A 22,571-nucleotide genomic window follows, 5' to 3' on the forward strand; every position below is an offset into this window, starting at 1 on the left:
CTTTTCCAACAGGATAAAACAAAAAAAGAAGGAACCGTCATGGCACATCAGTTTATTATCAATGCAACCATACAGGGTGTATCTCTAGAAGAATTTAAACGTTTAGCTGCTGATACGACCCTACATGAACAAGTTTGTCGCCGAATTCCAGGTGAAAATTTGGAAATTTTAGAATCAAAAAAAGTAGGCGACATCTACACTCTGAAACGTGCTTATAATTTAGATGTAAACATTCCAGACATTGCCAAAAAACTATTAAAAGATGCATTTCGCTTGCACCGTACAGATGTTAGTAATCTCGAAGCCATGACATCTACTGTCGATTTAGGTGCGAATTTACCTTTACAAGCCAGTTGCAATCGTTCAGTTAAAGGCTCAGATCAACATATTGAATTTCAATTAGAATGGACTGTCAAAGTGAAAGTACCTTTAATCGGTGGAATATTAGAAAAACATGCTGAAGGGGAAATTCGTAAGTTCAGTGAAATTGAATTGACGATTGTTGAAGATGAATTAAAAAAGAATTTAACTGTTTAAACTTATTTGGGACGGAGATCAGCAAAGGGCGCCAGACTAGATGGCGCCCTTTGTTATTCCAAGCGATTAGGCTTGATTTACCTAGATATTCTAATATTTAACTCTTTAACTTCGCCAACGCTTTTTTTAGTGGAAGTTTATCTGTCGCAAAGCCATAAATTGCAGCAAACGGTAGCGCTGTTCGTGCCAAATAAGCTACACGCCATAATCCACCATGATTGGCACCCTGCATCATCAACTCTAAAGGATGATTCATTACTGTTTCAGGATTTGCGACCGAGTCAGGATTACGTAAATCATGAATCCACAGCGCCGCCATAATGGCATTGGTCGTTTCAGGTTTAAAAGCTTCGACATCAAATAAACTGGCACCATTAAAAGCGGCTTTGAGCAGCGGATTTTTGGTCACAGAGTGTGTGGTGGTCGATGGGGCAATATTAATACTTACACGTTGCCCTTCATGACGAGCCAGAGTTGCGCGCCATTGCTGAATACGTTTCGCCAATGCGTAGTTCGGGCCTTGTTCAATCACCAGGCAGTCTGCGATTCCATAAACTTGACCATTGTCAGATTTAATCAGGTCATGCAGGTTTCTCTGGAAAAAATGTTTTAAAGATGCTGTTGCTACACCTTTAGTCAGCAGCTTCTGCATTTGAGAGCGATAACGGAATTTGTCTGCTGAAGACTCAATCACTTCTTTTGGTACAGCATAAACATCAGTTGGCGTACACATAAACATTAAGCTGGTGTCGGTTTTTTGTTCACTAACGACTTTCATAATGCTGTCCATGGCCATGGCAACGCGGACATGCTTCTCTCCATCGAGATAAGCAATAGCTGCCAAATCCAGTTGATGTTCGCTTTGTAATAGCCATTGTGCAATTTCTGGAGTTTGGGTAAGTAAATTTGCCCCAAGCTTGGCATAGAGTTCACGAGTTGGCGTCTGGTCGGAAAGAGAAGTCTGACTTGGTGCATACAACGTTGCATTACCATTTTGAATGGTATTGAGAATTTTTTGCCAAACTTTGCTGTTAGGTAAATCCACAGCCACAATATTGGCTTTCCATTTGGACAGCCATGTCAGTGGACCTGCTTCAGAACCTGCACCAAATAGCACCATGGTGCGGTCAGAAAGATCGAACCATTCAGGGTGTGCATTGGCTAAACGTAAGGCGTCTGCATGAGAAGGTTCAATAATGCCGTCATCTTCCCATTTTTGAACTTGTGCAAGTAAAGCTTCACCTTTGAGGTTTTGTCCGTGATAAGGAATGTACCATTCTGGATCAACTAAGCTTTCACCTTTTAACTGAACAGTATGCAACTGAGCTAAGGGCACATCCATCATGTCTTTTAATAAATAACGTTGACCATTACGGTAAAACTCAAAACTATGTTGAGCTTTATGCAGACCTTGTTTTGCAATGCTAATCGGATTGCTGCAATTGCGAATGCCATGTTCGACCAAGGCTTTAAAGTACTTTGGATAGTTTTTACGCCATTTCTTTTCTTTTAGCACTTGTTGGGCAGATTGATTGTCTACAATCGATAATGCCTCAGCAATAATTTCCTTGCCTGTGCGAGTTGTACTTGGTTTTTGAGTATCGGGTTGAACAGGGAACTGTAGACCCTCTAAAGTGCTGGACATGCAAAAAATCTCGTCTGATTACAGTATTAATATACAGATGTATTCATTATCTATGCCAAATTAAAGTTTGGGGTGGCATTAACTACCAATTTATGTCCTGAGCGTCTAAAGTTTTAAACTCAGTTTGTGAAAAGCTTGGAAGAGTGCGCAGAAATTTGCATAAATATTGAGGAAAATTGAAATCAGCAGGCACTGTCAGTCTAGTCAATCGACTGACAGTCAAAGAAAAATTCAATTTAAGCTGTGACTTAGCAACGCCCTTTCTTGGCTTGACCTGGTGGGCAGAAATCACCACCATGTTCGTAGTGTCCTAAGTTGCCATTCGGGTCAACAACAATACTGCCTTCGCGTGTATGTACAGCACAAGCCGTGAGTATGTTTAAGCTGAGACAAGTAGCGATAATCATGAGAAATTTATACATATATTTATTCTCCATATTCTATCTATTGTTTTAAACTTAATTTTAGTCAAATTATTTTATTGCTGCGATTTGTTTTATGTAAAAGCTGTTATGAAATAAAAGTTATTTTTAAAAATGGGGGGAACGTGAATGTATCCCCCATTTTTGATTAATCTAAAATATTAAAATGGTAGCTGGGTTAGCTTATTGAAGAAGTGTGGAATTAAGCGGGGTTCAAGTAAAATGGTCACAACAACGCCATAAGCTGCACCCCATAAATGTGCACTATGATTAATATGAGAGTTGCCTCGTTTCCCTGACCAAATGCTATAGGCAATATAGAGCACCGCAAAAATAATGGCAGGTACAGGAATGAAAAATACAAAAATCAGCTTCCATGGTTCAAACAGAATGTAAGCAAACAGAACCGCAGATACGGCACCTGAAGCGCCAAGACTGGCCCATTGGAAGTCGTTTTTGTGTTTTAAGTAGCTTGGTAAAATAGCAAAAATTAATCCACCCAAATAAAATAGTGCAAAGCCAAGGTCGTAAAAATACTGACGATAAAAGCTTTCAATAATACTCCCAAAGAAAAATAGGGTAATCATGTTGAAGAGCAAATGAGCGCCATCCGCATGAACAAAACCATGCGTGATAAAACGGTCATATTGTCCTTTTTGCATTGCAGGTGGCCAAAAGATCAAGCGACTCATCAATTTCTGATTAGAGAATGCCAGAAGGGAAACCACCACAGTAATGATAATCAGCGCAACAGTATGGTTGAAAGGCAGATTTAGCATATAGAAAAGGTTCAATTTTTAATGACTCAATCTCAATAATGCCATTAATTGATTCATTGCACAGGACTTTTAGAATAAATCCGACAATTTTAGTTGATTTTTTTTAATTTACCCGCATCTTCAGTTAAAATAGCGACTTCAGCTTGAGGAAATATTGTTATGTCGACTGAGAACACCAGCACTGCAGTTGCAGAAGAAATTCCAAACTTATTGATTACACCAACTGCACAAGAGTATTTGCGTGATTTACTGGCGAAACAAAATACTCCAGGTATTGGTGTACGTGTTTTTGTGGAGAATCCTGGAACACCTCGTGCTGAATGTTGTATGGCATATAGTGCGCCTGAAGAAGTTGTGCCAACAGATTATAAGCAAGACTATCCAGATTTCCCTGCTTATGTTGACGCACCATCTATTCCATATTTATTAGATGCAGTCATTGACTACAACAAAGACCGTTTTGGTGGTCAGTTGACTTTCCGCGCGCCAAATTCAAAAGTTCCACGTGTTGGGCCTGATGCTTCTGTCGAAGAGCGTATTACTTATGTTTTACAATCTGAAATCAATCCAGGTTTAGCAGGTCACGGTGGCAACTGTGCTTTGGTTGAAGTGGTTGAAGATGAAGAGCATGGTCTAACTGCTGTACTTAAATTTGGTGGTGGTTGCCAAGGTTGTTCAGCAATTGATGTGACCTTGAAACAAGGGGTAGAAACGACTTTGAAACAACACGTTCCAGAGTTACAGCGTGTGATTGACCAGACGGATCATACCCAAGCAGAAGGTGCATATTTCAAGTAATTACTTGAACGTAATACATTAAAAACCTCCATAATATGGAGGTTTTTTTATGCCTGTTGCATACAAAACTCCCCTAATTTTCAATAAATATTAAATAGTAATGAGAATTATTATTAATAATAATTGCATTTATATTTATGTTTGTTACACTCTGAAACCGAAATTTCACGTTTTTTTCTATCTTCCACACCTTTGGGATATTTGTATGAACAGACGTATTGTCCAATCAGCATTAACACTTTCAATTTTGTCGGTCATGAGTGTGATGAGTAATGCTGAAGATTTACAGACAGAACAGCAAACTTCTTCAACTGCGCAAATTACGACACAACAAACAGATCCAACCAAACTTGAAAAAATTGTTCTGACTGCCGAAGAGCAAGTAAAGCAATCCCTAGGGGCATCTATCATTACTGAAGAAGATTTAGATAAGCTTCCTGTAGTGAATGACATTTCTGAATATGTTCGTCGTATGCCTGGTGTGAATTTGACAGGCAACAGTGCAACAGGGCAACGTGGCAATAACCGTCAAATTGATATTCGTGGTATGGGGCCCGAAAATACCTTAATTTTGATTGATGGTAAGCCCGTTAACTCTAGAAACTCAGTTCGTTATGGTTGGCGTGGTGAACGTGATACGCGTGGAGATTCAAACTGGGTACCAGCAGATGCAATTGAATCGATTGAAGTGTTACGTGGTCCTGCTGCTGCGCGTTATGGTTCAGGTGCCATGGGTGGTGTGGTCAATATTAAAACCAAGAAAGTAACCAATGAAGTACATGGTTCGGTTGAGCTTTATACCAATCAGCCAGAAGATTCCAAAGAGGGAGCAACCAATCGTGTTGGCTTTAATTTAAGTGGTCCGATTGTTAAAGATGTTTTGTCTTATCGTTTGTATGGTAATTACAACCAGACCGATGCAGATGCACCAGATATTAATCCGCTCACTGCGTCGGGAACGCGTGCGGCAGGTCGTGAAGGTGTAGAAAATCAAGATATTGCAGGACGACTGGCTTGGCAAGTGAATGATCAGCAAACCCTTTTGTTGGATATTGCAACAGGTCGACAAGGCAATGAATATACAGGTGATATTCAAAACAGTAACTTTGATGCTGCTGGTACAGGTGGAAGCTTTAGCAATGCAGATTATGTCCGAGGCTTATTAGGCCAAGAAACCAATACCATGTATCGGGACAGTTATGCTTTAACGCATGAAGGAAAATGGGACTGGGGCGATACTAAACTCATCGCACAATACGATAAAACCAAGAATAAACGTATTCCAGAATCTCTTGCTGGTGGGCCAGAAGGGAGTCCAAATTCATTTAATAAAAAGACTTCTACATTAGAGACGTTGCGTTTTAATGCGGAAACGAATATTCCTTTAGAGATTGTTGTTCCTCAAGTTTTAACTGTGGGTGCTGAATGGGTAGAAGATGACTTCAAGGATCCATCGAGCACAGTACAAACTGATGCTTCTGGACTCATCAACTTATCTGCTGACCGTGAAAGCATGCAATCACGAATCGCTTCTGCCTATATTGAAGATAACTTTAAGGTGACAGATAGTACTGATTTAGTCCTTGGTGTTCGTTTTGATGATCATGATAAATCAGGTTCGAATTGGAGTCCGAGCTTAAACATTACCCAAAAATTGGGCGATTACTTTACCCTGAAAGGTGGCATTGCAAAGGCGTATAAAGCGCCAAATATGTATCAAACTTCAGAAGGTTATTTGTTATATACCCGTGGTAATGGTTGCCCAATTAAAGCCACACAAATTTCCCAATGCTATTTAATCGGTAATGCGGATCTAAAACCTGAAACCTCGATTAATAAAGAACTGGGTGTTCAATTCGAAAAAGATATGGTCAATGCCAGCTTAACGTGGTTTAGAAACGATTATGAAAATAAAATTACAGCAGGAGAAACTGTTTTAGCCACTTCAACAGCGGGTCATAACATTTTACAGTGGGAAAATGTGCCTGAAGCATTGATTCAAGGGCTCGAAGGAAGTGTAACCTTAAGCTTTGATAATGCAAGTTGGACCAATAATGTAACGTATATGATGGATTCGGAGAATAAAAAAACAGGTAATCCGCTGTCGATTGTACCGAATTATACGATTAACTCCATCTTTAACTATAACGTGACCGATGCCATGGATGTGAACTTTGTATATACCCAGTATGGTCGCCAAAAGCCACGTCAATATGCAGAATCGAATACTGAAAATGGCGCTATGAATGTTACTGCCGTGAAAAGTTATGGTATAGCAGGCATTAATGCAGGCTATAAATTTACGGATCAAATCAGTGGTCGTCTTGGTGTTAGCAATTTGTTTGATGAAAAATTATTACGTGATAACTCTGTGAACCAAACTTATAACGAACCAGGTCGTGCTTATTATGCAAGTCTGAAATATGAGTTTTAAGCTGATTTAAATGTAGAACAAAAGGGCGCTATTCAGCGCCTTTTTTCAAGATTGCTAAGGTACTGTCAGAATAATAGAACTTCTCTAAATAATGACGTGCACGTTGAGTGAGGTAATCTGATTGCAGCATATTCTGAATAATCGGTTCTAACAGATGTTGTAACTGATTTTGGATTAATGCTTCATCAATATTTAAGTCACGGAACAATAAATCAAAGCTTCGGTCTTGATTACGTGCATACCATGCCGAGATGCCATCTTTCACTTGTTGTGCCATGTATTCACTTTGACGTAAGTGATCCCAAATTTCATGACCTAAACCAACAGTGTGTGGCAAGTCATCAATTTCGATATAATTTTTTAACACATTGAGCGGAAGGTCTTTAATTTTATGCCATAAATTGGCTTGAAAATGATAAAGCTTATCATCATTAAAATGCTGATTTAACACTTGTTCACTCATTTGACTGAGTTTCTGAATATTTTTCTGTAAATAATGCTGAATGGCTTGATCCAAGTTTGAATCAGTCACACTTTCTAAAACAGATTTCCCCATTTTCATAAAACGAGAAACGCCCGGCACATGCTTGACCATGACAGAGTTATCTAAATAGTCATGAATCGCGTGCTGAATGAGTTGTGTAATCATTGCAGAGAAAGCAGGGTTGTTCACAACGGAATGAATTAAGCGTTGTCTATGCCCACTTTTACTGGCGACATATTGAGCAATTTTATCGACAGTAAGCACAGGAATGGCATCTGCGATTTTGGTCTGGTCATTTGCAGGATGAACTAAGGCAAAGCGAATATGTTCTGCAATTTGTTCAATTAAAAAATCACTGGCAGGTGTCTTTAAGATTTGTTGGTCAATTAATTGATGAATTTGTTCGACTGTCCAAATTTGTTTTAATTTTTGCTTTCTGAACCAATGATAAAACTCAACAAATTCATTTTTAATGGTTTCTGACTGAGTAAATTCATGATTTAAAAATTGTAGATGAGCTTCGATCAGTTGCTCAATCATTGGGTGTTTTTGCATAAAAGCTCAAATTTAATGTAAAGGAATCAGTTGATCCGCCAATGGATTTTTCAGATTTTGGGTCTTTGCGAGAAATGGGAGGTAATAATTCGCAACTTGTTTATCTGCTTCCAATAAAGGCATATGACCCACATTGTTCAGAATGACAGGTGCTTCGGCACGTTTCAACAGAGATTTTAATTCATCTGCAACTTCAACATTAAAGATTTTATCTTGTTTGCCCCACAAAATTAAAGTTGGTGCTTCTACATTGCGGGTAATTCGAGCAAATGTTTCAGGGGTATAGATGCGATTTAATGTCGAAATTTGCTCAATGACGAGATTATTTATACCTGATTGTGCAATCAAGAGTTGTTCTTTAGCATGTTTAAGTTCTGGAGAAAGTTTGGGGGGATTCTGCATGATCTCATGACGAACCTCATCATAATCACCAGGTTTTGACACAATAATATGCTTTAAAAAATGTGGGTCTCTCGTGTAGGGGGTGTTGGCTTTTTTGTAGATGCCTGCACTATTTAATAGAAATAAACTTTGTGTATCAAAAGGATATTGCGCAGCATAAAGAGTTGCAATTGAACCACCTAAAGAGTGACCTGCGATATTCAATTTATTCTCGATATCTATAGCTTCAGCAAATTGTCGAAGGCTGGAGGTAACATTCGGAACAGCAATATCAAAATTGGATGGAACTTTGGTGTCCCCATAAATGGGTAGGTCGGGCACAATGACGTGATAGTTGGGAGTGAGATAAGAAGCAACGCGATTCCAATTGTCACGATTTCCTCCAAACCCATGAATCAGTAAAACAGTAGGTTTCTGGCTCGATCCTCCTTCGTTATAGCTCCAAAAAATATCTCCGACTTTGAGGGTTTTGGTTTTTAATCCACAGTCTTCACGTTCTTGTTGTAAAAAATTTTGTAGCGTAATTTGCTCGGGAGAAAGTTGTGGATTTTTAGCTGAAGCAACATTGGGCAATGACATCGTAATTAGGATTCCCATTGCAGTAACAAAATGAGAAAAATATTTACGAGTTTGTGTCATTGACTTAAATCCTTATCGCTAAAATTTTGTTGTAGAAAATCTATTCTTGAAACTGCAAAAAACTGGAATTGGTATAAAGAATAATCTTTGACTTTATAAAGATCTATTGTAAATACAATCACTAAAATGTCACGAACAAGTTTATTGAAATGATTGATATAAAAATAAAATAATGTGATTTACTTCAAGGTAACAACAAAAAGCACTTGAACTTTTTTGCCAATCTAAAAAGGCTTAGCCGTATTCTTTTTTGCAAGTGACATTCCTTTTTGCTGGTATTAGAATATTGAAACTTCAAATCATGGTGGAAAAAAGAATGCTAACGGCTCAAGAAGCATTAGACCGTCTTAAAAAAGGAAACCAACGTTTTGTTTCTGGGGAAACAACCCTCCCTAAACAATTGACGCACCAAGAACGTGCTGAAATGGCAGAAGATCAAAATCCTTTTGCAATTATACTTGGTTGTTCAGACTCGCGTGTTCCTGCCGAGATGGTTTTTGACCAAGGCTTAGGTGATTTATTTGTTATTCGTGTCGCGGGTAACGTGGTTGCTCCTTCGCAAGTGGGTAGTGTGGAATTTGCTGCTGAACGTTATGACTGTGCAGTAGTAGTTGTTCTTGGCCATAGCCATTGTGGTGCCATTCAAGCGACCATTGACACTTTAATGAACCCAGAGTGTCCACCATCAAATAATTTGATGTCGATTGTGAACCGTGTGCGTCCTTCTGTTGAAACCTTGATGCAAACTGAGTTGAAAAACGATTTGAAAAAACTTTCGAACCATGCTGTTCGTTCAAATGTGTTTGCTTCTGTTAATCAATTACGTCATGGTTCGGCTGTATTGGAACAATTAATTGCCAAAGGCAAGATGATTGTTGTCGGTGCGGAATATTCACTTGAAACAGGTGAAGTGATTTTTTTTGATTTCTAAGACATCTGATCTATAAGAATCGTGATGTGATTAAAGGCGCTTTATAAAGCGCCTTTAATATATGGATAAGCTAACTTAAGTAATTGGGGTTGCGCTTGTGCATTAGGATGAATTAAATCTTTTTGCATTAAATTTTTATGACCCGCGATGCCTTCCAAAAAGAAAGGCAGTAATTTCACTTGATAGCGTTGACTGACAACCGCGTAGTTTTGTTGAAAAGCCTTGCTATAGGCTGTGCCATAATTGGGCGGTATTTTCATTCCAAACAAGATGACTTTGGCTTTCCCCTTTTGGCTTTGTTCAACTAATCGTGCTAGATTTTGTTGAATCATTTGTGGTGGTTGACCACGTAAACCATCATTTCCGCCCAGTTCGATGACCACAATATTTGGCTTATAAGTAGCAAGTAATTTGGGTAAACGTGCTAAAGCACCACTGGTAGTTTCACCACTCACACTTGCATTGACCACTTGATGCTGTTTCGGATACTGTTGGTCTAATCGTTTTTGTAACAGTGTGACCCATCCTTGCTGTGGCTGCAAACCATAACCTGCGCTAATACTATCACCGAGAATCAGAATAGTTTTAGCTGAAGCCATTACTGGACTTAGGCAGAGCATGAGTCCCATCACCCAAGAATAAACGAATACTTTAAAACGATATTGACGCATAGTAACTGACGAAAACCTGAGCACAATAGAAGAGAGATTCATCATGCCACAAGCCGTAATTTCTGCCCAGAATTTGACACAAAAAATACAACTTGCAGATAAAAGTCTCTCAATTTTTGAAAATCTAAATCTCGATATTATGGAAGGTGAACAAATTGCCATTACAGGGCGTTCGGGTTCTGGTAAGTCAACTCTATTGGGAATTTTGGCTACTTTAGATCAAGCCAGTGGTGGTGAATTAACCGTTTGTGGAGAAAATATTTCAGCGCTTAATGAAGAGCAGCGAGCACTTGTCCGTTTGAAATATATTGGTTTTGTTTTTCAATCTTTTCAACTTTTGCCTCACTTAACCGCATTAGAAAATGTCATGTTACCTTTGCGTTTGCACGCTAATTTTCAATATGCAGAGGCAGAACACCGTGCTTTAGAGCTACTTAAAAAGGTCGGATTAGAGCGACAGGCAGAGCAAACGCCAAAAGTACTTTCTGGTGGGGAACAACAGCGTGTGGCGATTGCACGTGCTTTAATTAGCCAACCTAAAATTATTTTTGCAGATGAACCTACAGGTAATTTAGATAGTCAAACAGCCAAAGAGATTGAGCAGTTACTGTTTGCTTTAAATCAGGAACTAGGCACCACCTTGGTACTGGTTACTCATGATTTGAAATTGGCAAGACAATGCCAACGTCATCTCCATTTATTTGAAGGTCAGTTGCATGAACACGTGCAGGGTGGTGATCACGTATGAGTGCTCTATTTCGACCTTTATTGCAGCAAAGTCTGAAAAGTAGTGGGATGTATTTGCTGATTATTGCTTTGGTACTGGCGATTAGTGTAACGACTGCACTGAAATTTAGTAATGAGCAAATCCAGAATGCGGTGACTTTACAAGCCGCAGAGCTGATGGCGGCAGATTTAGTGTTGTCAGATCAGTCGGAAATTGAACAACGTTGGAAAGATCTGGCGACAGCCCAACACTTAAAACAGTCGCAAGTCACTGTATTTAACTCTATGGCACATACTCAAGACCAATTTGTCATGGTGAATGTGAAAGCGGTTGATGCACATTTCCCGCTGCGGGGGAAGCTTCAGTTACAACCCGAGCTACATCGCCCTATTCAAAGTGGTGAAGTTTGGTTAAGTCCACGAGTGATGGACTTATTACGGGTAAAGTTGGGAGACCAAATTCAAATTGCAGATGGTACGTTTAAAGTCACTGCAAAGATTCAACATGACTCCAATCAGGAGCTTGGCTTTTCAGGTTTTTCACCGACAGTGATGATTGCACAACAAGATATTGCACGAACAAATGCTATTCAAGTCGGCAGTCGAATTGATTACCGTCTATTGATGGCGGGCGATACGAATAATATTCAACAGTTTCAAACAAAATTCAAACAACAACAGAAAACGACAAAGAATGTCACGGGAATTAATGCAGAAGATGCCAATGGGTTGAAACTGCGGAATGCCACCGAAGGCAATACTCGTCTGATGCGCCCAATAGAGAATTTAGATACCTTTTTACAGTTGGCGAATATTCTGACTATTTTGCTGTGTGGTATCGCGATTGCATTGACCAGTCAACGCTATGTACAACAAAATCAAGACTATATTGCGTTATTGCGTTGTATGGGGGCTTCCAAAGCCCAAATCTTAAAAGTCTATGCTTATCTTTTATTATTTATGTTGAGCATCGCGATTTTGATTGGTGTGTTGCTTGGTGTTGTATTGGGTTATGGCTTATTACAGCTCATGCTACAACTGATTCCGAACTTGCAGCTACAATTTTCTGCATGGGCAATGCTGAAAGGCCCTTTGCCGATTGCCATATTGACCAGTGCAGTGGTATTAACAGGTTTTATTCTGCCGAATTTATGGCAGTTGATGTACACCCCGCCAATCCGTGTAATTCGTCAACAAACACAATCTATGCGTGTTTTCTTGTGGACTTTAGTGTCGGGTACACTGAGTTTATTTATTTTTAGTATCATTCTTACCGAAAATTTGCTACTGACCAGTTTGGTGATTGGTGGCATCATTGCCTTGAGTGTGCTTTTGTATGTTTTGGTCTGGCTGGTTTTAAAAGCTTTAAAACGCTTAAAAATGGCAGTTTCGGCTTATGTTAAAGTGCCTTATCAGACTGCGTTTCAGATTACGGCATTGGCGTTAGGTTTGAGTTTAATCACTGTTTTGGCTGTCCTGCGTACTGATTTGTTAGAGCGTTGGCAACAGCAGTTGCCACAAGGCACGCCAAATCAATTTGTTTACGGTTTGCCACCATTTGATGTACCCCAATTCAAGCAGCAATTACAGGCACATGGCTGGAACAGCACGCCTTTATATCCCAATATTCGTGGTCGATTAGTCGCAAAAAATGAACAACCTTTTTCGGAACAATTGGTTAAGGAAAATAACTCATTGCGTCGTGAATTGAATCTAACTCAAAGCAGTAGCCTACCAACGGATAATAAAATTGTACAAGGACAAGCAAAGTTCACGCATGTCGGAGAGGTTTCTGTAGAAGCGAAAACTGCGACAGAATTGGGTATACAGGTGGGTGATCGCTTAAGCTTTAGTTTGCCTGAAGGCATGCTACATGCCAAAGTAGTCAATTTAAGAGAAGTTGAATGGGAAAGTTTTAGCCCGAACTTTTTCTTTATTTTTTCTCCACAAACTTTGGATGAAAATGCAGGCAGTTATTTGGGCAGCTTTTATGTTCCAGAGCAAGACAAGCCAAAACTGATTCAATTAATTCAGCAATTTAGTAATACAGTCTTTATTGATGTGGGCTTAATACTGGATGAAATTAAGCGCTTGATGAATGTATTGATACAAGTTGTCACCATTCTGGCTGCACTGGTCAGCCTTGCAGGCATTTTGGTCTTAATTGCCTGTCTTAATTTATTGATGGATGAGCGGAAAAGGGAAGTCGCTTTACTTCGTTCATTTGGTAGCTCCAAACGTATGCTCAAAAATATGCTGACACTGGAAATTGGGTTTATGGGGTTGCTGGCAGGTATTGTGGCTTGTTTCTTTGCCGAATTGATCAGTGCGATTGCCAGTTATCGAATGAACCTAAGTATTCAAGCCCATTGGGAAATCTGGTTGATTCTACCTGTGAATATGATGGTGTTATGCGCATTGATTGGGCGTTATCGTTTGAGTTATCTCTGTGATATCCCACCATTACAAAGTTTAAGAGAGATGAATCAATCTTAAGATTCATCTTTCTGTCTTTAAAAATGATAGCGTTGACGCATAGCCTGTAATAATTCAGCCCAAATTGGTTGAATCAGTTGAACTTGTTGCAGGCAATACTGGTATAGAAACCAGCAGCTCACGATAGCTACAGTTGTACCCAAAATGAAGCTTAGGGCAGGTTTTTGCGACTTTTGGCACAGATACCAAATACCTGCAAGGACTGCGCCCATCAGCATTCCGCCAACATGCGCAGCATTATTAATTCCAGAGATCGTGAGTCCAATCACCAAGTTAATGCCCATGACCATAATTAAGGTCTTTTTATCTAGAATAAAGCGTTGTTGTGGTAGAACAGGAAAGAGAGAAAGTAAGGTTAAAGCACCACCTAAGCCCATCACAGCACCAGAAGCACCAGCGCTGACATGTGGCAGTAAAGAGGGATCAATTACCTGCTGATTCAACATATTTACTGTGTCATGTATTGCCAAATAACCACTAAAGAGACTGCCCATTAATCCTGCTGCAAGATAGAGCATGAAATAATAAAAACGACCAAAGAGTTTTTCTGCGACACTGCCAAAAATATACAATGCCCACATGTTTAACATTAAATGAATAAGTCCAAAATGAAAAAACATGCTCGTGAATAGGCGGATGGGTTCCTCTAAAAAGGTTAAAGGTGCATAATCAGCTCCCCAGCGTATGGCATCTGGTAGGCTTGGATCACTGACATTGACTCCAGAGAAAATTTGCCAGAGAAATAACCCGACATTGACCGCAATGAAAAGGGTTGTGAGCCACCAATCTTGCATATTCAGTTTGCTTGGAAGCCAATGGGGTGTTGAATGAGACATGCTATTGTTTGACTTTGAATCTATATTTTGACCAAGCTTAGCACGAAAGAATGAAAATATTTGGAGCAACTTACTGACATGAAAGCTTTTTTTGTTCGAACTTTGTTAGTCATTGTCAGTTTTATTCTACTTGTACAGCTATGGATATTTAGCAGTTTGCTGTGGTGGCGTACACATCCAGTCGAAACGACCATGTTCATGCGTCTAGATTACTGGTCTGAACCATCAAAACCAATTCAGCACTCATGGCGGGATTATGATGAAATTAGCGATTATGTAAAACGTGCTGTGGTCACTTCTGAAGATGGAAAATTCATGCACCATCATGGTTTTGACTGGGAAGGCATGCAATACGCTTTAGAACGTAATCAAGACAAAGGCAAAGTGGTTGCGGGCGGATCGACTATTTCTCAGCAGTTGGCGAAAAACTTATTTTTATACAATAAGCGTTCTTTTATTCGTAAAGGGCAAGAGGCTGTCGCCACTTGGATGATGGAGCGTATGTGGTCGAAACAGCGAATTCTTGAAGTCTATTTAAACTCGGTAGAATTTGGTGAAAATATTTACGGCGTAGAAGCAGCAACACAGCATTATTTTGGCAAAAGTGCGCGAAGTTTAACGCGTGATCAGGCAGCATTTTTAGCTGCAATTTTACCCAACCCCAAATATTATCAAGATCATCAGAATGATCGAAAAGTCCAAATTCGTAAAAAAATGATTCGCAAATATATGCGTTATAGTGAAATACCTTAAGGCCACCTAATTCAGCTATCAGCATAAAGCATTATAAGCCCAAAATATTTTGGGCTTTTTTTATGAAAATGTCACAAAATTGAAGCATACTTATGACTATACAGATAACGTCTTAAAATCATGGGTTGATTATGAATACGGCGGCACAGACTCCATTAGAGCCAGTTGAATATACTTATAATGATCGATTTATTAATCGTGAACTTTCTATTTTAGATTTCCATTTACGTGTTCTTGAGCAAGCTGTCGATCCGTTGCATCCATTGCTAGAACGAATGAATTTCTTGCTGATTTTTTCAAGAAATTTAGATGAGTTCTTTGAAATTCGTGTTGCGGGCATGTTGGAACAGTTGGATTTGGACAATGAAAGTCATACCCCCGATGGTCTAACCCCTAAACAAGTTTTGGATCAAATTTCTCAAACAACACATGCTGCAATTGAACGCCAATACCGTATTTTAAATGAAGAAATCTTAGCGAAGTTACGTGAAGAAGACATTTGTTTCTTGCGTCGTGGTGAGCTAACCCCAGCCCAATCTTCTTGGGTGAAAAAGTATTTCCAAGAACAGGTTGCCCCTGTATTAACCCCGATTAGTTTAGACCCAGCACATCCATTCCCACGTTTAGTTAACAAGAGTTTGAATTTCATTGTGACTTTGGAAGGTAAAGATGCCTTTGGTCGTCAAATTGATTTAGCTGTTGTACCCGCACCACGTTCATTGCCGCGAGTTGTACGTTTACCCGACGAATTGACAGGCGGCAAAGAACACCATGTCATGTTATCTGCCATTATCCATGAGCATGTTTCTGACTTATTCCCTGGAATGACTGCGACGGGCTGTTATCAGTTCCGTGTAACGCGGAATGCGGACTTGGCTTTAAATGAAGATGTCGAAGATTTAGCGAAAGCGTTAAAAGGTGAGCTAAATTCACGTCGTTTTGGTCGTGCGGTACGCTTGGAAGTGACCGAAAACTGTCCTAAACATATTTATGACTACTTGCTGGATGAATTCGATTTAGAAGAAGAGCAGTTGTATAAAGTGGATGGTCCAGTAAATTTGGCACGATTGTTGTCAAATTTTAAGCGTCCACATTTGCGCTATGATTCACATACACCTGTGATTCCAAAAGTATTGAAAAAAGCTGAAAACATTTTTTCAGCGATGCAAAAGCAAGATATTTTATTGCACCATCCGTTTGAATCCTTTGCTCCAGTCATTAACTTTTTGCGTGAAGCTGCACGAGATCCACAAGTTCTAGCGATTAAGCAAACGTTGTACCGAAGTGGAGCCGATTCTGAGATTGTACAAGTCTTGGCAGAGGCAGCGCGGAATGGTAAAGAAGTCACCGCGGTGATTGAGTTACGTGCTCGTTTTGATGAAGAGTCGAATATTGCAGTGGCCAATGTTTTACAAGAAGCAGGTGCTGTGGTGGTATATGGTATTGTCGGGTATAAGACACATGCCAAAATGATTTTAGTCGTCCGCCGTGAAAATAATAAATTGGTACGCTATGTCCATTTAGGTACAGGAAATTACCATGCGGGTAATGCCCGTATTTATACCGACTATGGTTTACTCACAACAGACAAAGAACTGTGTGAAGATGTACATCGCATTTTCCAAGAGTTGACAGGTATGGGCAAAATGGCAAAGTTGAAAAAACTTTTGCATGCACCATTTACGCTACATGCGCAATTAATCAATTTTATTGACGATGAAATTGCCAATGCCAAAGCAGGAAAACCTGCACAGATTATTGTGAAAGTGAATGCGCTAACGGAAGTGCAATTGATTAATAAATTGTATGAGGCTTCACAGGCTGGTGTTCAAATAGACCTGATTATTCGTTCAATTTGTTGCTTGCGTCCAGGGTTACCAGGCTTGTCTGAAAATATTCGTGTGCGGTCTATTGTAGGACGCTTCTTGGAACATACACGTGTTTACTATTTTAGTAATAATGGTAATCCGCATGTGTATTGTTCGAGTGCGGATTGGATGGATCGTAACTTGTTTAACCGTGTTGAAGCATGTTTCCCAATTGAAGACCCTGCATTGAAAAAGCGGATTTATCAACAAGGGTTACTCAACTATCTAAAAGATAATCAGCAAGCATGGTTATTAAAAGGGGATGGTTCATGGGTACGTGCTCAAGTCGCCGAAGGGGAAGAACCACATAATGCCCAACGTACTTTGTTAGAAATTATTAAATAGCAGTCAAAAGAAAGAGCCTCAAGTAGGCTCTTTCTTATTTATGGGTTAAATGTCGGTAAATCGATTTGATCCGTCCTTCTACGCTGTAAAGCGGAATTCCGAGTTGATGTGCGATTTCTCGAGTATTGAGCTGCTTAGCAAGTAAAGATAGAATTTCTAACTCTATATCACTGAATAATTGATTTGGTGTTTCTTTAAATTGGTTAATGAATTGCCGAGCTTGGTTTTGAGTTTGCGCATTAAGAATATGCTGTGCCAACTCACTGTGTAAGGTGGCACCGCCTCTTAAAATTGTTCTGATCTGCTGTAAAATTTCTCGGTCAGTCTGTTCTATAAAAAAGTAACCATGTGCACCCGACTGAATGCCACGGAAAATTTGCTCGGTTTGTCCTTGTGGTGCCATCAAAATAATAATCACATAAGGATGGTAAGCTTTTAGTGAACGTATTAAATCGTGTAAATGTACTTGAGTAAAATTCAGATCAATCAGGGCAATGTTGGGCAAATGCAAGCGATAGATTTCAAGGGCATCATCTAGATAGGGTGTAGAGTGAATTAAGTGCGCAGGGTAGCCTAACTCCATCAATAATATTTTAAGGCGAAGGTCTAAATTTATTTCTTCTGAGAGAATTAATACTGGTGCTGGGAGTAAAAGCTCATTCACTATTTTGTTGTCCTAAACTTGAGCATCCAATTATCTTTTGACTGTGTTCTAAATGCCAAAAATGTTCTATACCTGTAAATTGGGATTTTTTATCTCTGCTGCTAGTGTAAGTATTTGTTGAATAAAAATTAATTGAAAATGGTTTTAATTTTGTTGTGAATTTTAGGTAATTTGTTGAGATTCTTTTTAGGGTAAATGTTCATCAATATTATTATTTAAGACAATTAAAGTAAATCTTTACGTAGTTCACGTGCACTAGGTATAGAAGTATAACGAAATACCGTGTAACCCGCTTCGGTAAGCATGGCGTCGCGTTGCTGGTCTTCATCTTCTTTACCAATATGACTTGGGTCATCCAATTCAACAATTGCAATGACTCTCATCTCACGATTCAACACCACAAAATCTGTGACCTTTCGATTGAATTGTTGACGTATTTTGAAATGGTTGCTGGTAATGAGGGCGCTAAAGGCAACTTGTGCCAAAATATGATGTTCAGGCAGTGCTTCATTCAGACGAATAAACATTTTCTGTTCAAAGGCTGTAATGAGGGGCTTTTTATAAAATTGCTGACGTTTCCAAAATAAATGTTGCAATAGCATCAAAAGCAAAACAGAACTTGCCAGACAGCCAATAATAAAAAACAGCGTTTGAATGGATGTAAACACAAATTGAACTCAATAAAAAACCCACTACAAAGTGAGTGGGTCTTTAGAATCTTGGCTCTCCAACCTGGGCTCGAACCAGGGACCTGCGGATTAACAGTCCGTCGCTCTACCGACTGAGCTATTGGAGAATCTGGAACGCATTTTAGGGGGCTAAGTCTAAGAGGTCAAGTAAAAAGTTAAAAAATTCCAATATTTTCAGTTAAATGAATTAAAAATAGACAAAAAGATTATTTAATATGCTGTATTGCTTCAATATAAGTGGCTTGCGTTTTGAGCGGATTGGCTTGGCGACATGAATTGATTAATTGCATGAGTTCTTGTTGAGTCATATTGGTATGAATTTGTTTTTGAATAGCGGTTAAGACGCTAGGGTTTTTCCCAGCTAAATCACGGCTACATTGATATAAGCGTTCATACATGAGGGCAGAAGCGGACTTATTATTTTCAGACTTTTGCGTGCATTGAAAGGCCGCAAAAATAACCACAATGATAATAATCCAAAAAATCAGGGATTTTAGCCAAGGCAGATTCATTCTTATTCTCTATACCGTTGTTATGTAGTGAAGATATTCAAAATGCAATCGAAATACAAATTGCTATTAGATTGATTCTAAAATATAGGCAATAAAAAACCCACTACATAATGTGTGGGTTTTTTAGAATCTTGGCTCTTCCACCTGGGCTCGAACCAGGGACCTGCGGATTAACAGTCCGTCGCTCTACCGACTGAGCTATGGAAGAATAGTGGCTCTCCAACCTGGGCTCGAACCAGGGACCTGCGGATTAACAGTCCGTCGCTCTACCGACTGAGCTATTGGAGAATCTGATGCGCATTTTAGGGAGGAAAGTAGGTGTCGTCAACCCGTTCATGAAGATAATTGTTTTATTTGATTTATAATTATGCAGTTAAAGCCCAAAAACAAAAAAATCACCCGTAAAGGGTGATTTTTTATGCAGAAAAATAAAAATTATTTTTCAACACCAGCTGCTTGACCAGCATATTTCGCGTTTGCATAGTCCCAGTTCACTAGGCTTTCTAAGAAAGTTGTGATGTATTTAGGACGAGCATTGCGGAAATCGATGTAGTAAGCATGTTCCCAAACGTCAATTGTTAATACTGCAACTTTACCGTGAGCAAGTGGAGTATCTGCATTTGAAGTTTTCATGATAGAAAGCGCGCCATTTACTTCGTCAGCAACTAACCAAGCCCAGCCAGAACCGAACTGAGTTGTAGCTGCAGCAGCAAACTCTTCAGCAAATTTTTCATATGAACCAAAAGTTTCATCAATTTTTGCTGCTAATGCGCCAGTCGCTTTACCGCCACCGTTTTTAGCCATACAGTTCCAGTAGAACGTGTGGTTCCAAACCTGAGCTGCATTGTTGAAAACACCTACTTTAGCTGCATCACCAGCAGAAGCTTTGATGATTTCTTCTAAAGTTTTACCTTCAAGGTCAGTGCCTTTGATTAAGTTGTTTAAGTTAACAACATAAGTATTGTGGTGTTTGTCGTGATGGTATTCTAAAGTTTCTTTGCTGATATGAGGAGCAAGATCTTCATAGCCATATGGAAGTGCTGGTAAAGTGATCGTTGTCATGATTTCAATTCCTTGCATTTTGCTGGGTTTTGACATTAAGTGGCACTATTGTAAAGGATTCTAGGCTAAATTTGCGCAATACTTTTAAATAACAATACAGAATAACGCTCGAATTTATACGTATATAAAAAATACTATAAATCTAATCATACTGCTTTAAATCCATATTTTAAGTAAGGAAAATTTGCTAAGCCCAAATTAAATCGGATTGTTTAATTCGAAATAACTATACTCAAGATTGAACTGTTGTGAAACAGCTTGTCCTAGGCGTTGTACACCATAGCGTTCAGTCGCATGATGTCCGCAAGCGTAATAATGAACATCCAATTCCTTCGCTTCATAATACGTTCGTTCACTCACTTCTCCAGATATGTAGGCATCACAAAGTTGATCGGCAGCTTTGCTAATAAAGTCTTGTGCAGCGCCTGTACAGAAACCCACTTTCTGAATGGTTTTCTTATTCGCATTTAAATGAATAGTGTTAAAGCCTAAACGTTCTGTGAGGATTTGTTTAAAAGACTCTGGAGAAATTGCTTGTTTTAAATAACCTATGTTGCCAATAGGGTGACGTTCCGAAGGATCTAAAGCCTCAATATTTTCCAATTCTAAAATTTCAGCAATTGCAGCATTATTGCCGAGTATTGGGTGTGAATCTAAAGGGAGGTGATAAGCGACTAATGAAATATCGTTGCGGATCAGCTTCTTAATACGATCTCCACGCATTCCTGTAATTGGGTAGGGTTCGCCTTTCCAAAAGTAACCATGATGCACTAAAAGTAGATCAGCTTGCTGTGCAATCGCAGCATCAATTGCCTCTTGAGAAGCAGTGACTGCGCAGAGAATTTTTTTAACTTCAGAGCATCCTTCAATTTGTAAACCATTGGGCGCATAGTCTTTAAATTCTTGGGTTTTTAAAGTGTCATTACACCATTGCAGAATTTCTTGCAGAGTTGCCATAAAAGTCTCTTAAGTTACGAATTAATATCATCAAAATATACTTTAAATTGTAACTAAAGCATCACAAAACTCTTGCATGAATTTTGTGTATCGAACTGTATTTGCCTTTACAATAAGCATAAATTCTTCGTTATTAAGAAATTAAAATATTTTAAGAGGATAGAAACGTGCGCCGGACCTTTACATGGTTACCTTGGGTGTTACTCATTATTGTGATTATTGGTTTTATTGCATGGCAACAATACCAAAAACCAAAAGCGCCAGTTGCACCTGATGGCGTAAAAATGCCTGCTGAAAAAGTTGAACCGTTGATTGATACATCCAGAACGGGTGGGGTAGTGTCTTATAGTGCAGCGGTAAAAGTTGCTGCACCTGCGGTAGTCAATATTTTTACCACACAGAAAGTTAAGCAACTTGATCACCCACTCATGAATGACCCAGCATTCAGAGAGTTTTTTGGTAATCAACTTCCAGAACAATTAAATCCTGAACAAAATGAAAATAGTCTGGGTTCTGGGGTGATTGTCCGTCCGGATGGTTATATTTTAACTAATAATCATGTTATCTCTCAGGCCGATCAAATTATTGTTGCACTTCAAGATGGTCGACGTGCTGCTGCTAAAATTATTGGGACAGATCCTGATACTGATTTAGCTGTGATTAAAATTGAGCTGGATAAACTGCCTGTATTACCTTTTAAGCTGAGTGGTAATGAAGTGGGGGATGTTGTACTAGCTATTGGTAACCCATTTGGTGTTGGTCAAACTGTAACGCAAGGGATTATCTCTGCAACAGGGCGTTCAGATTTAGGCATTAATACTTATGAAGACTTTATTCAAACTGATGCGGCAATTAATCCTGGTAACTCAGGTGGGGCTTTGATTGATGTGGCAGGTAACTTGATTGGGGTCAATACTGCTATTTTCTCACAATCAGGTGGCTCATTGGGTATTGGTTTTGCGATTCCAGCAAAAGTCTGTCAGCAAGTGCTTAATTCAATTTTGAAAGATGGACGTGTGGTTCGTGGTTGGTTAGGTATTAGCTTAATGCCTGTACAGCAAGAAAACATTATGGCACCGAAACAGGCAGGTGTGGTGGTTGCAGACGTTCTGAAAAATGGACCTGCAGCTCAAGCAGGATTATTAAAAGGCGATAAAATTACTCAAGTGAATGAGGAAAAAATTACCTCGGCATCGCATTTGATTAATTATGTAGCATTGCAAGCCCCAAATAGTACTATCAAAATTCAAGTTGAACGTGCTGGTAAGCCATTAACTCTGGATGTAGTGGTTGGGGAGCGCAAAGTTCAGAATTCTGATTCGCAATATATTCCATTACCGCAAAGATAAATGTTCTAAAAAAAAGC

21 protein-coding genes and 3 tRNA genes are annotated in these 22,571 nt (G+C 39.2%); 9 read left to right on the plus strand and 15 right to left on the minus strand.

Annotation, left to right across the window (positions count from 1 at the left end; all coding sequences use genetic code 11):
- Nucleotides 1-39 precede the first annotated feature (39 nt).
- Complete coding sequence (locus C3F34_RS12225; RefSeq protein WP_104441703.1) at nucleotides 40-537, plus strand: DUF2505 family protein; 498 nt, start codon at nucleotides 40-42, stop codon at nucleotides 535-537.
- A gap of 97 nt (nucleotides 538-634) precedes the next feature.
- Here C3F34_RS12225 and C3F34_RS12230 read toward each other — a convergent pair whose 3' ends face one another.
- The 3 genes from C3F34_RS12230 to C3F34_RS12235 all read right to left on the minus strand — a co-directional run bounded on the left by C3F34_RS12230 (nucleotide 635) and on the right by C3F34_RS12235 (nucleotide 3,383).
- Nucleotides 635-2,182, minus strand: a complete 1,548-nt coding sequence (locus tag C3F34_RS12230; RefSeq protein WP_104441704.1) for a hypothetical protein — start codon at nucleotides 2,180-2,182, stop codon at nucleotides 635-637.
- 248 nt (nucleotides 2,183-2,430) lie between these two features.
- A complete protein-coding gene (locus C3F34_RS20300; RefSeq protein WP_016166913.1) occupies nucleotides 2,431-2,604 on the minus strand; it encodes a hypothetical protein in 174 nt (57 codons plus the stop codon).
- 161 nt (nucleotides 2,605-2,765) lie between these two features.
- Nucleotides 2,766-3,383 (minus strand): rhomboid family intramembrane serine protease, encoded by a 618-nt coding sequence (locus C3F34_RS12235; protein ID WP_016166912.1) that lies wholly within the window; start codon nucleotides 3,381-3,383, stop codon nucleotides 2,766-2,768.
- 159 nt (nucleotides 3,384-3,542) lie between these two features.
- Here C3F34_RS12235 and nfuA point away from each other — a divergent pair, with 159 nt between their 5' ends.
- Both nfuA and C3F34_RS12245 read left to right on the plus strand, forming a co-directional pair.
- On the plus strand, nucleotides 3,543-4,181 hold the full coding sequence (gene nfuA, locus C3F34_RS12240) for a Fe-S biogenesis protein NfuA (protein ID WP_016166911.1): 639 nt from the start codon (nucleotides 3,543-3,545) through the stop codon (nucleotides 4,179-4,181).
- 205 nt (nucleotides 4,182-4,386) lie between these two features.
- Nucleotides 4,387-6,615: a TonB-dependent siderophore receptor gene (locus tag C3F34_RS12245; protein ID WP_016166910.1), complete on the plus strand. Its 2,229-nt coding sequence runs from the start codon at nucleotides 4,387-4,389 to the stop codon at nucleotides 6,613-6,615.
- A gap of 28 nt (nucleotides 6,616-6,643) precedes the next feature.
- On the opposite strand, the gene C3F34_RS12250 is transcribed toward C3F34_RS12245, so the two are convergent.
- Nucleotides 6,644-7,654 (minus strand): hypothetical protein, encoded by a 1,011-nt coding sequence (locus C3F34_RS12250; protein ID WP_104441705.1) that lies wholly within the window; start codon nucleotides 7,652-7,654, stop codon nucleotides 6,644-6,646.
- Between the two features lie 12 nt (nucleotides 7,655-7,666).
- On the minus strand, nucleotides 7,667-8,695 hold the full coding sequence (locus C3F34_RS12255) for an alpha/beta fold hydrolase (RefSeq protein ID WP_104441706.1): 1,029 nt from the start codon (nucleotides 8,693-8,695) through the stop codon (nucleotides 7,667-7,669).
- Between the two features lie 316 nt (nucleotides 8,696-9,011).
- On the opposite strand from C3F34_RS12255, the gene C3F34_RS12260 reads away from it, so the two are divergent.
- A complete protein-coding gene (locus C3F34_RS12260; protein ID WP_016166907.1) occupies nucleotides 9,012-9,626 on the plus strand; it encodes a carbonic anhydrase in 615 nt (204 codons plus the stop codon).
- Between the two features lie 41 nt (nucleotides 9,627-9,667).
- Here the strand turns inward: C3F34_RS12260 and C3F34_RS12265 are convergent, their stop codons facing one another.
- The gene (locus tag C3F34_RS12265; protein WP_416333174.1) at nucleotides 9,668-10,255 is read right to left on the minus strand and encodes an arylesterase; all 588 of its coding nucleotides are present in this window, start codon (nucleotides 10,253-10,255) and stop codon (nucleotides 9,668-9,670) included.
- Between the two features lie 85 nt (nucleotides 10,256-10,340).
- Between C3F34_RS12265 and C3F34_RS12270 the strand changes: the two genes are divergently transcribed.
- Nucleotides 10,341-11,045, plus strand: coding sequence for an ABC transporter ATP-binding protein (locus C3F34_RS12270; protein WP_104441708.1), 705 nt, complete (start codon nucleotides 10,341-10,343; stop codon nucleotides 11,043-11,045).
- Nucleotides 11,042-13,519, plus strand: coding sequence for an ABC transporter permease (locus C3F34_RS12275; protein ID WP_104441709.1), 2,478 nt, complete (start codon nucleotides 11,042-11,044; stop codon nucleotides 13,517-13,519). Before C3F34_RS12270 ends, C3F34_RS12275 begins: the two co-directional genes overlap by 4 nt.
- A 17-nt stretch (nucleotides 13,520-13,536) precedes the next feature.
- On the opposite strand, the gene C3F34_RS12280 is transcribed toward C3F34_RS12275, so the two are convergent.
- The gene (locus C3F34_RS12280; protein WP_104441710.1) at nucleotides 13,537-14,355 is read right to left on the minus strand and encodes a rhomboid family intramembrane serine protease; all 819 of its coding nucleotides are present in this window, start codon (nucleotides 14,353-14,355) and stop codon (nucleotides 13,537-13,539) included.
- Nucleotides 14,356-14,433: 78 nt separating this feature from the next.
- Between C3F34_RS12280 and mtgA the strand changes: the two genes are divergently transcribed.
- Both mtgA and ppk1 read left to right on the plus strand, forming a co-directional pair.
- Nucleotides 14,434-15,108, plus strand: coding sequence for a monofunctional biosynthetic peptidoglycan transglycosylase (gene mtgA, locus C3F34_RS12285; RefSeq protein WP_104441711.1), 675 nt, complete (start codon nucleotides 14,434-14,436; stop codon nucleotides 15,106-15,108).
- A 131-nt stretch (nucleotides 15,109-15,239) separates the two neighbouring features.
- Complete coding sequence (ppk1, locus tag C3F34_RS12290; protein ID WP_104441712.1) at nucleotides 15,240-17,321, plus strand: polyphosphate kinase 1; 2,082 nt, start codon at nucleotides 15,240-15,242, stop codon at nucleotides 17,319-17,321.
- A 34-nt stretch (nucleotides 17,322-17,355) separates the two neighbouring features.
- Here ppk1 and C3F34_RS12295 read toward each other — a convergent pair whose 3' ends face one another.
- From C3F34_RS12295 to C3F34_RS12330, 8 genes are all read right to left on the minus strand, one after another.
- Nucleotides 17,356-17,985, minus strand: a complete 630-nt coding sequence (locus tag C3F34_RS12295) for a response regulator transcription factor (RefSeq protein ID WP_044737382.1) — start codon at nucleotides 17,983-17,985, stop codon at nucleotides 17,356-17,358.
- A gap of 224 nt (nucleotides 17,986-18,209) precedes the next feature.
- Nucleotides 18,210-18,653: a DUF2726 domain-containing protein gene (locus C3F34_RS12300; RefSeq protein WP_044737381.1), complete on the minus strand. Its 444-nt coding sequence runs from the start codon at nucleotides 18,651-18,653 to the stop codon at nucleotides 18,210-18,212.
- Nucleotides 18,654-18,705: 52 nt separating this feature from the next.
- Nucleotides 18,706-18,781: transfer RNA gene (locus C3F34_RS12305), tRNA-Asn, on the minus strand.
- A 99-nt stretch (nucleotides 18,782-18,880) separates the two neighbouring features.
- The gene (locus C3F34_RS12310; protein ID WP_016166898.1) at nucleotides 18,881-19,186 is read right to left on the minus strand and encodes a hypothetical protein; all 306 of its coding nucleotides are present in this window, start codon (nucleotides 19,184-19,186) and stop codon (nucleotides 18,881-18,883) included.
- Between the two features lie 132 nt (nucleotides 19,187-19,318).
- Nucleotides 19,319-19,394, minus strand: a tRNA-Asn gene (locus C3F34_RS12315).
- Between the two features lie 4 nt (nucleotides 19,395-19,398).
- Nucleotides 19,399-19,474, minus strand: a tRNA-Asn gene (locus C3F34_RS12320).
- A gap of 147 nt (nucleotides 19,475-19,621) precedes the next feature.
- Nucleotides 19,622-20,248, minus strand: coding sequence for a superoxide dismutase (locus tag C3F34_RS12325; protein ID WP_016166897.1), 627 nt, complete (start codon nucleotides 20,246-20,248; stop codon nucleotides 19,622-19,624).
- Nucleotides 20,249-20,446: 198 nt separating this feature from the next.
- Nucleotides 20,447-21,205 (minus strand): Nif3-like dinuclear metal center hexameric protein, encoded by a 759-nt coding sequence (locus C3F34_RS12330; protein ID WP_104441713.1) that lies wholly within the window; start codon nucleotides 21,203-21,205, stop codon nucleotides 20,447-20,449.
- 167 nt (nucleotides 21,206-21,372) lie between these two features.
- Here C3F34_RS12330 and C3F34_RS12335 point away from each other — a divergent pair, with 167 nt between their 5' ends.
- Nucleotides 21,373-22,554 (plus strand): S1C family serine protease, encoded by a 1,182-nt coding sequence (locus tag C3F34_RS12335; RefSeq protein ID WP_044739938.1) that lies wholly within the window; start codon nucleotides 21,373-21,375, stop codon nucleotides 22,552-22,554.
- The last annotated feature ends 17 nt before the right edge of the window (nucleotides 22,555-22,571 follow it).

The organism is Acinetobacter sp. ACNIH2 (assembly GCF_002934965.1).
Lineage (GTDB): Bacteria > Pseudomonadota > Gammaproteobacteria > Pseudomonadales > Moraxellaceae > Acinetobacter > Acinetobacter tandoii.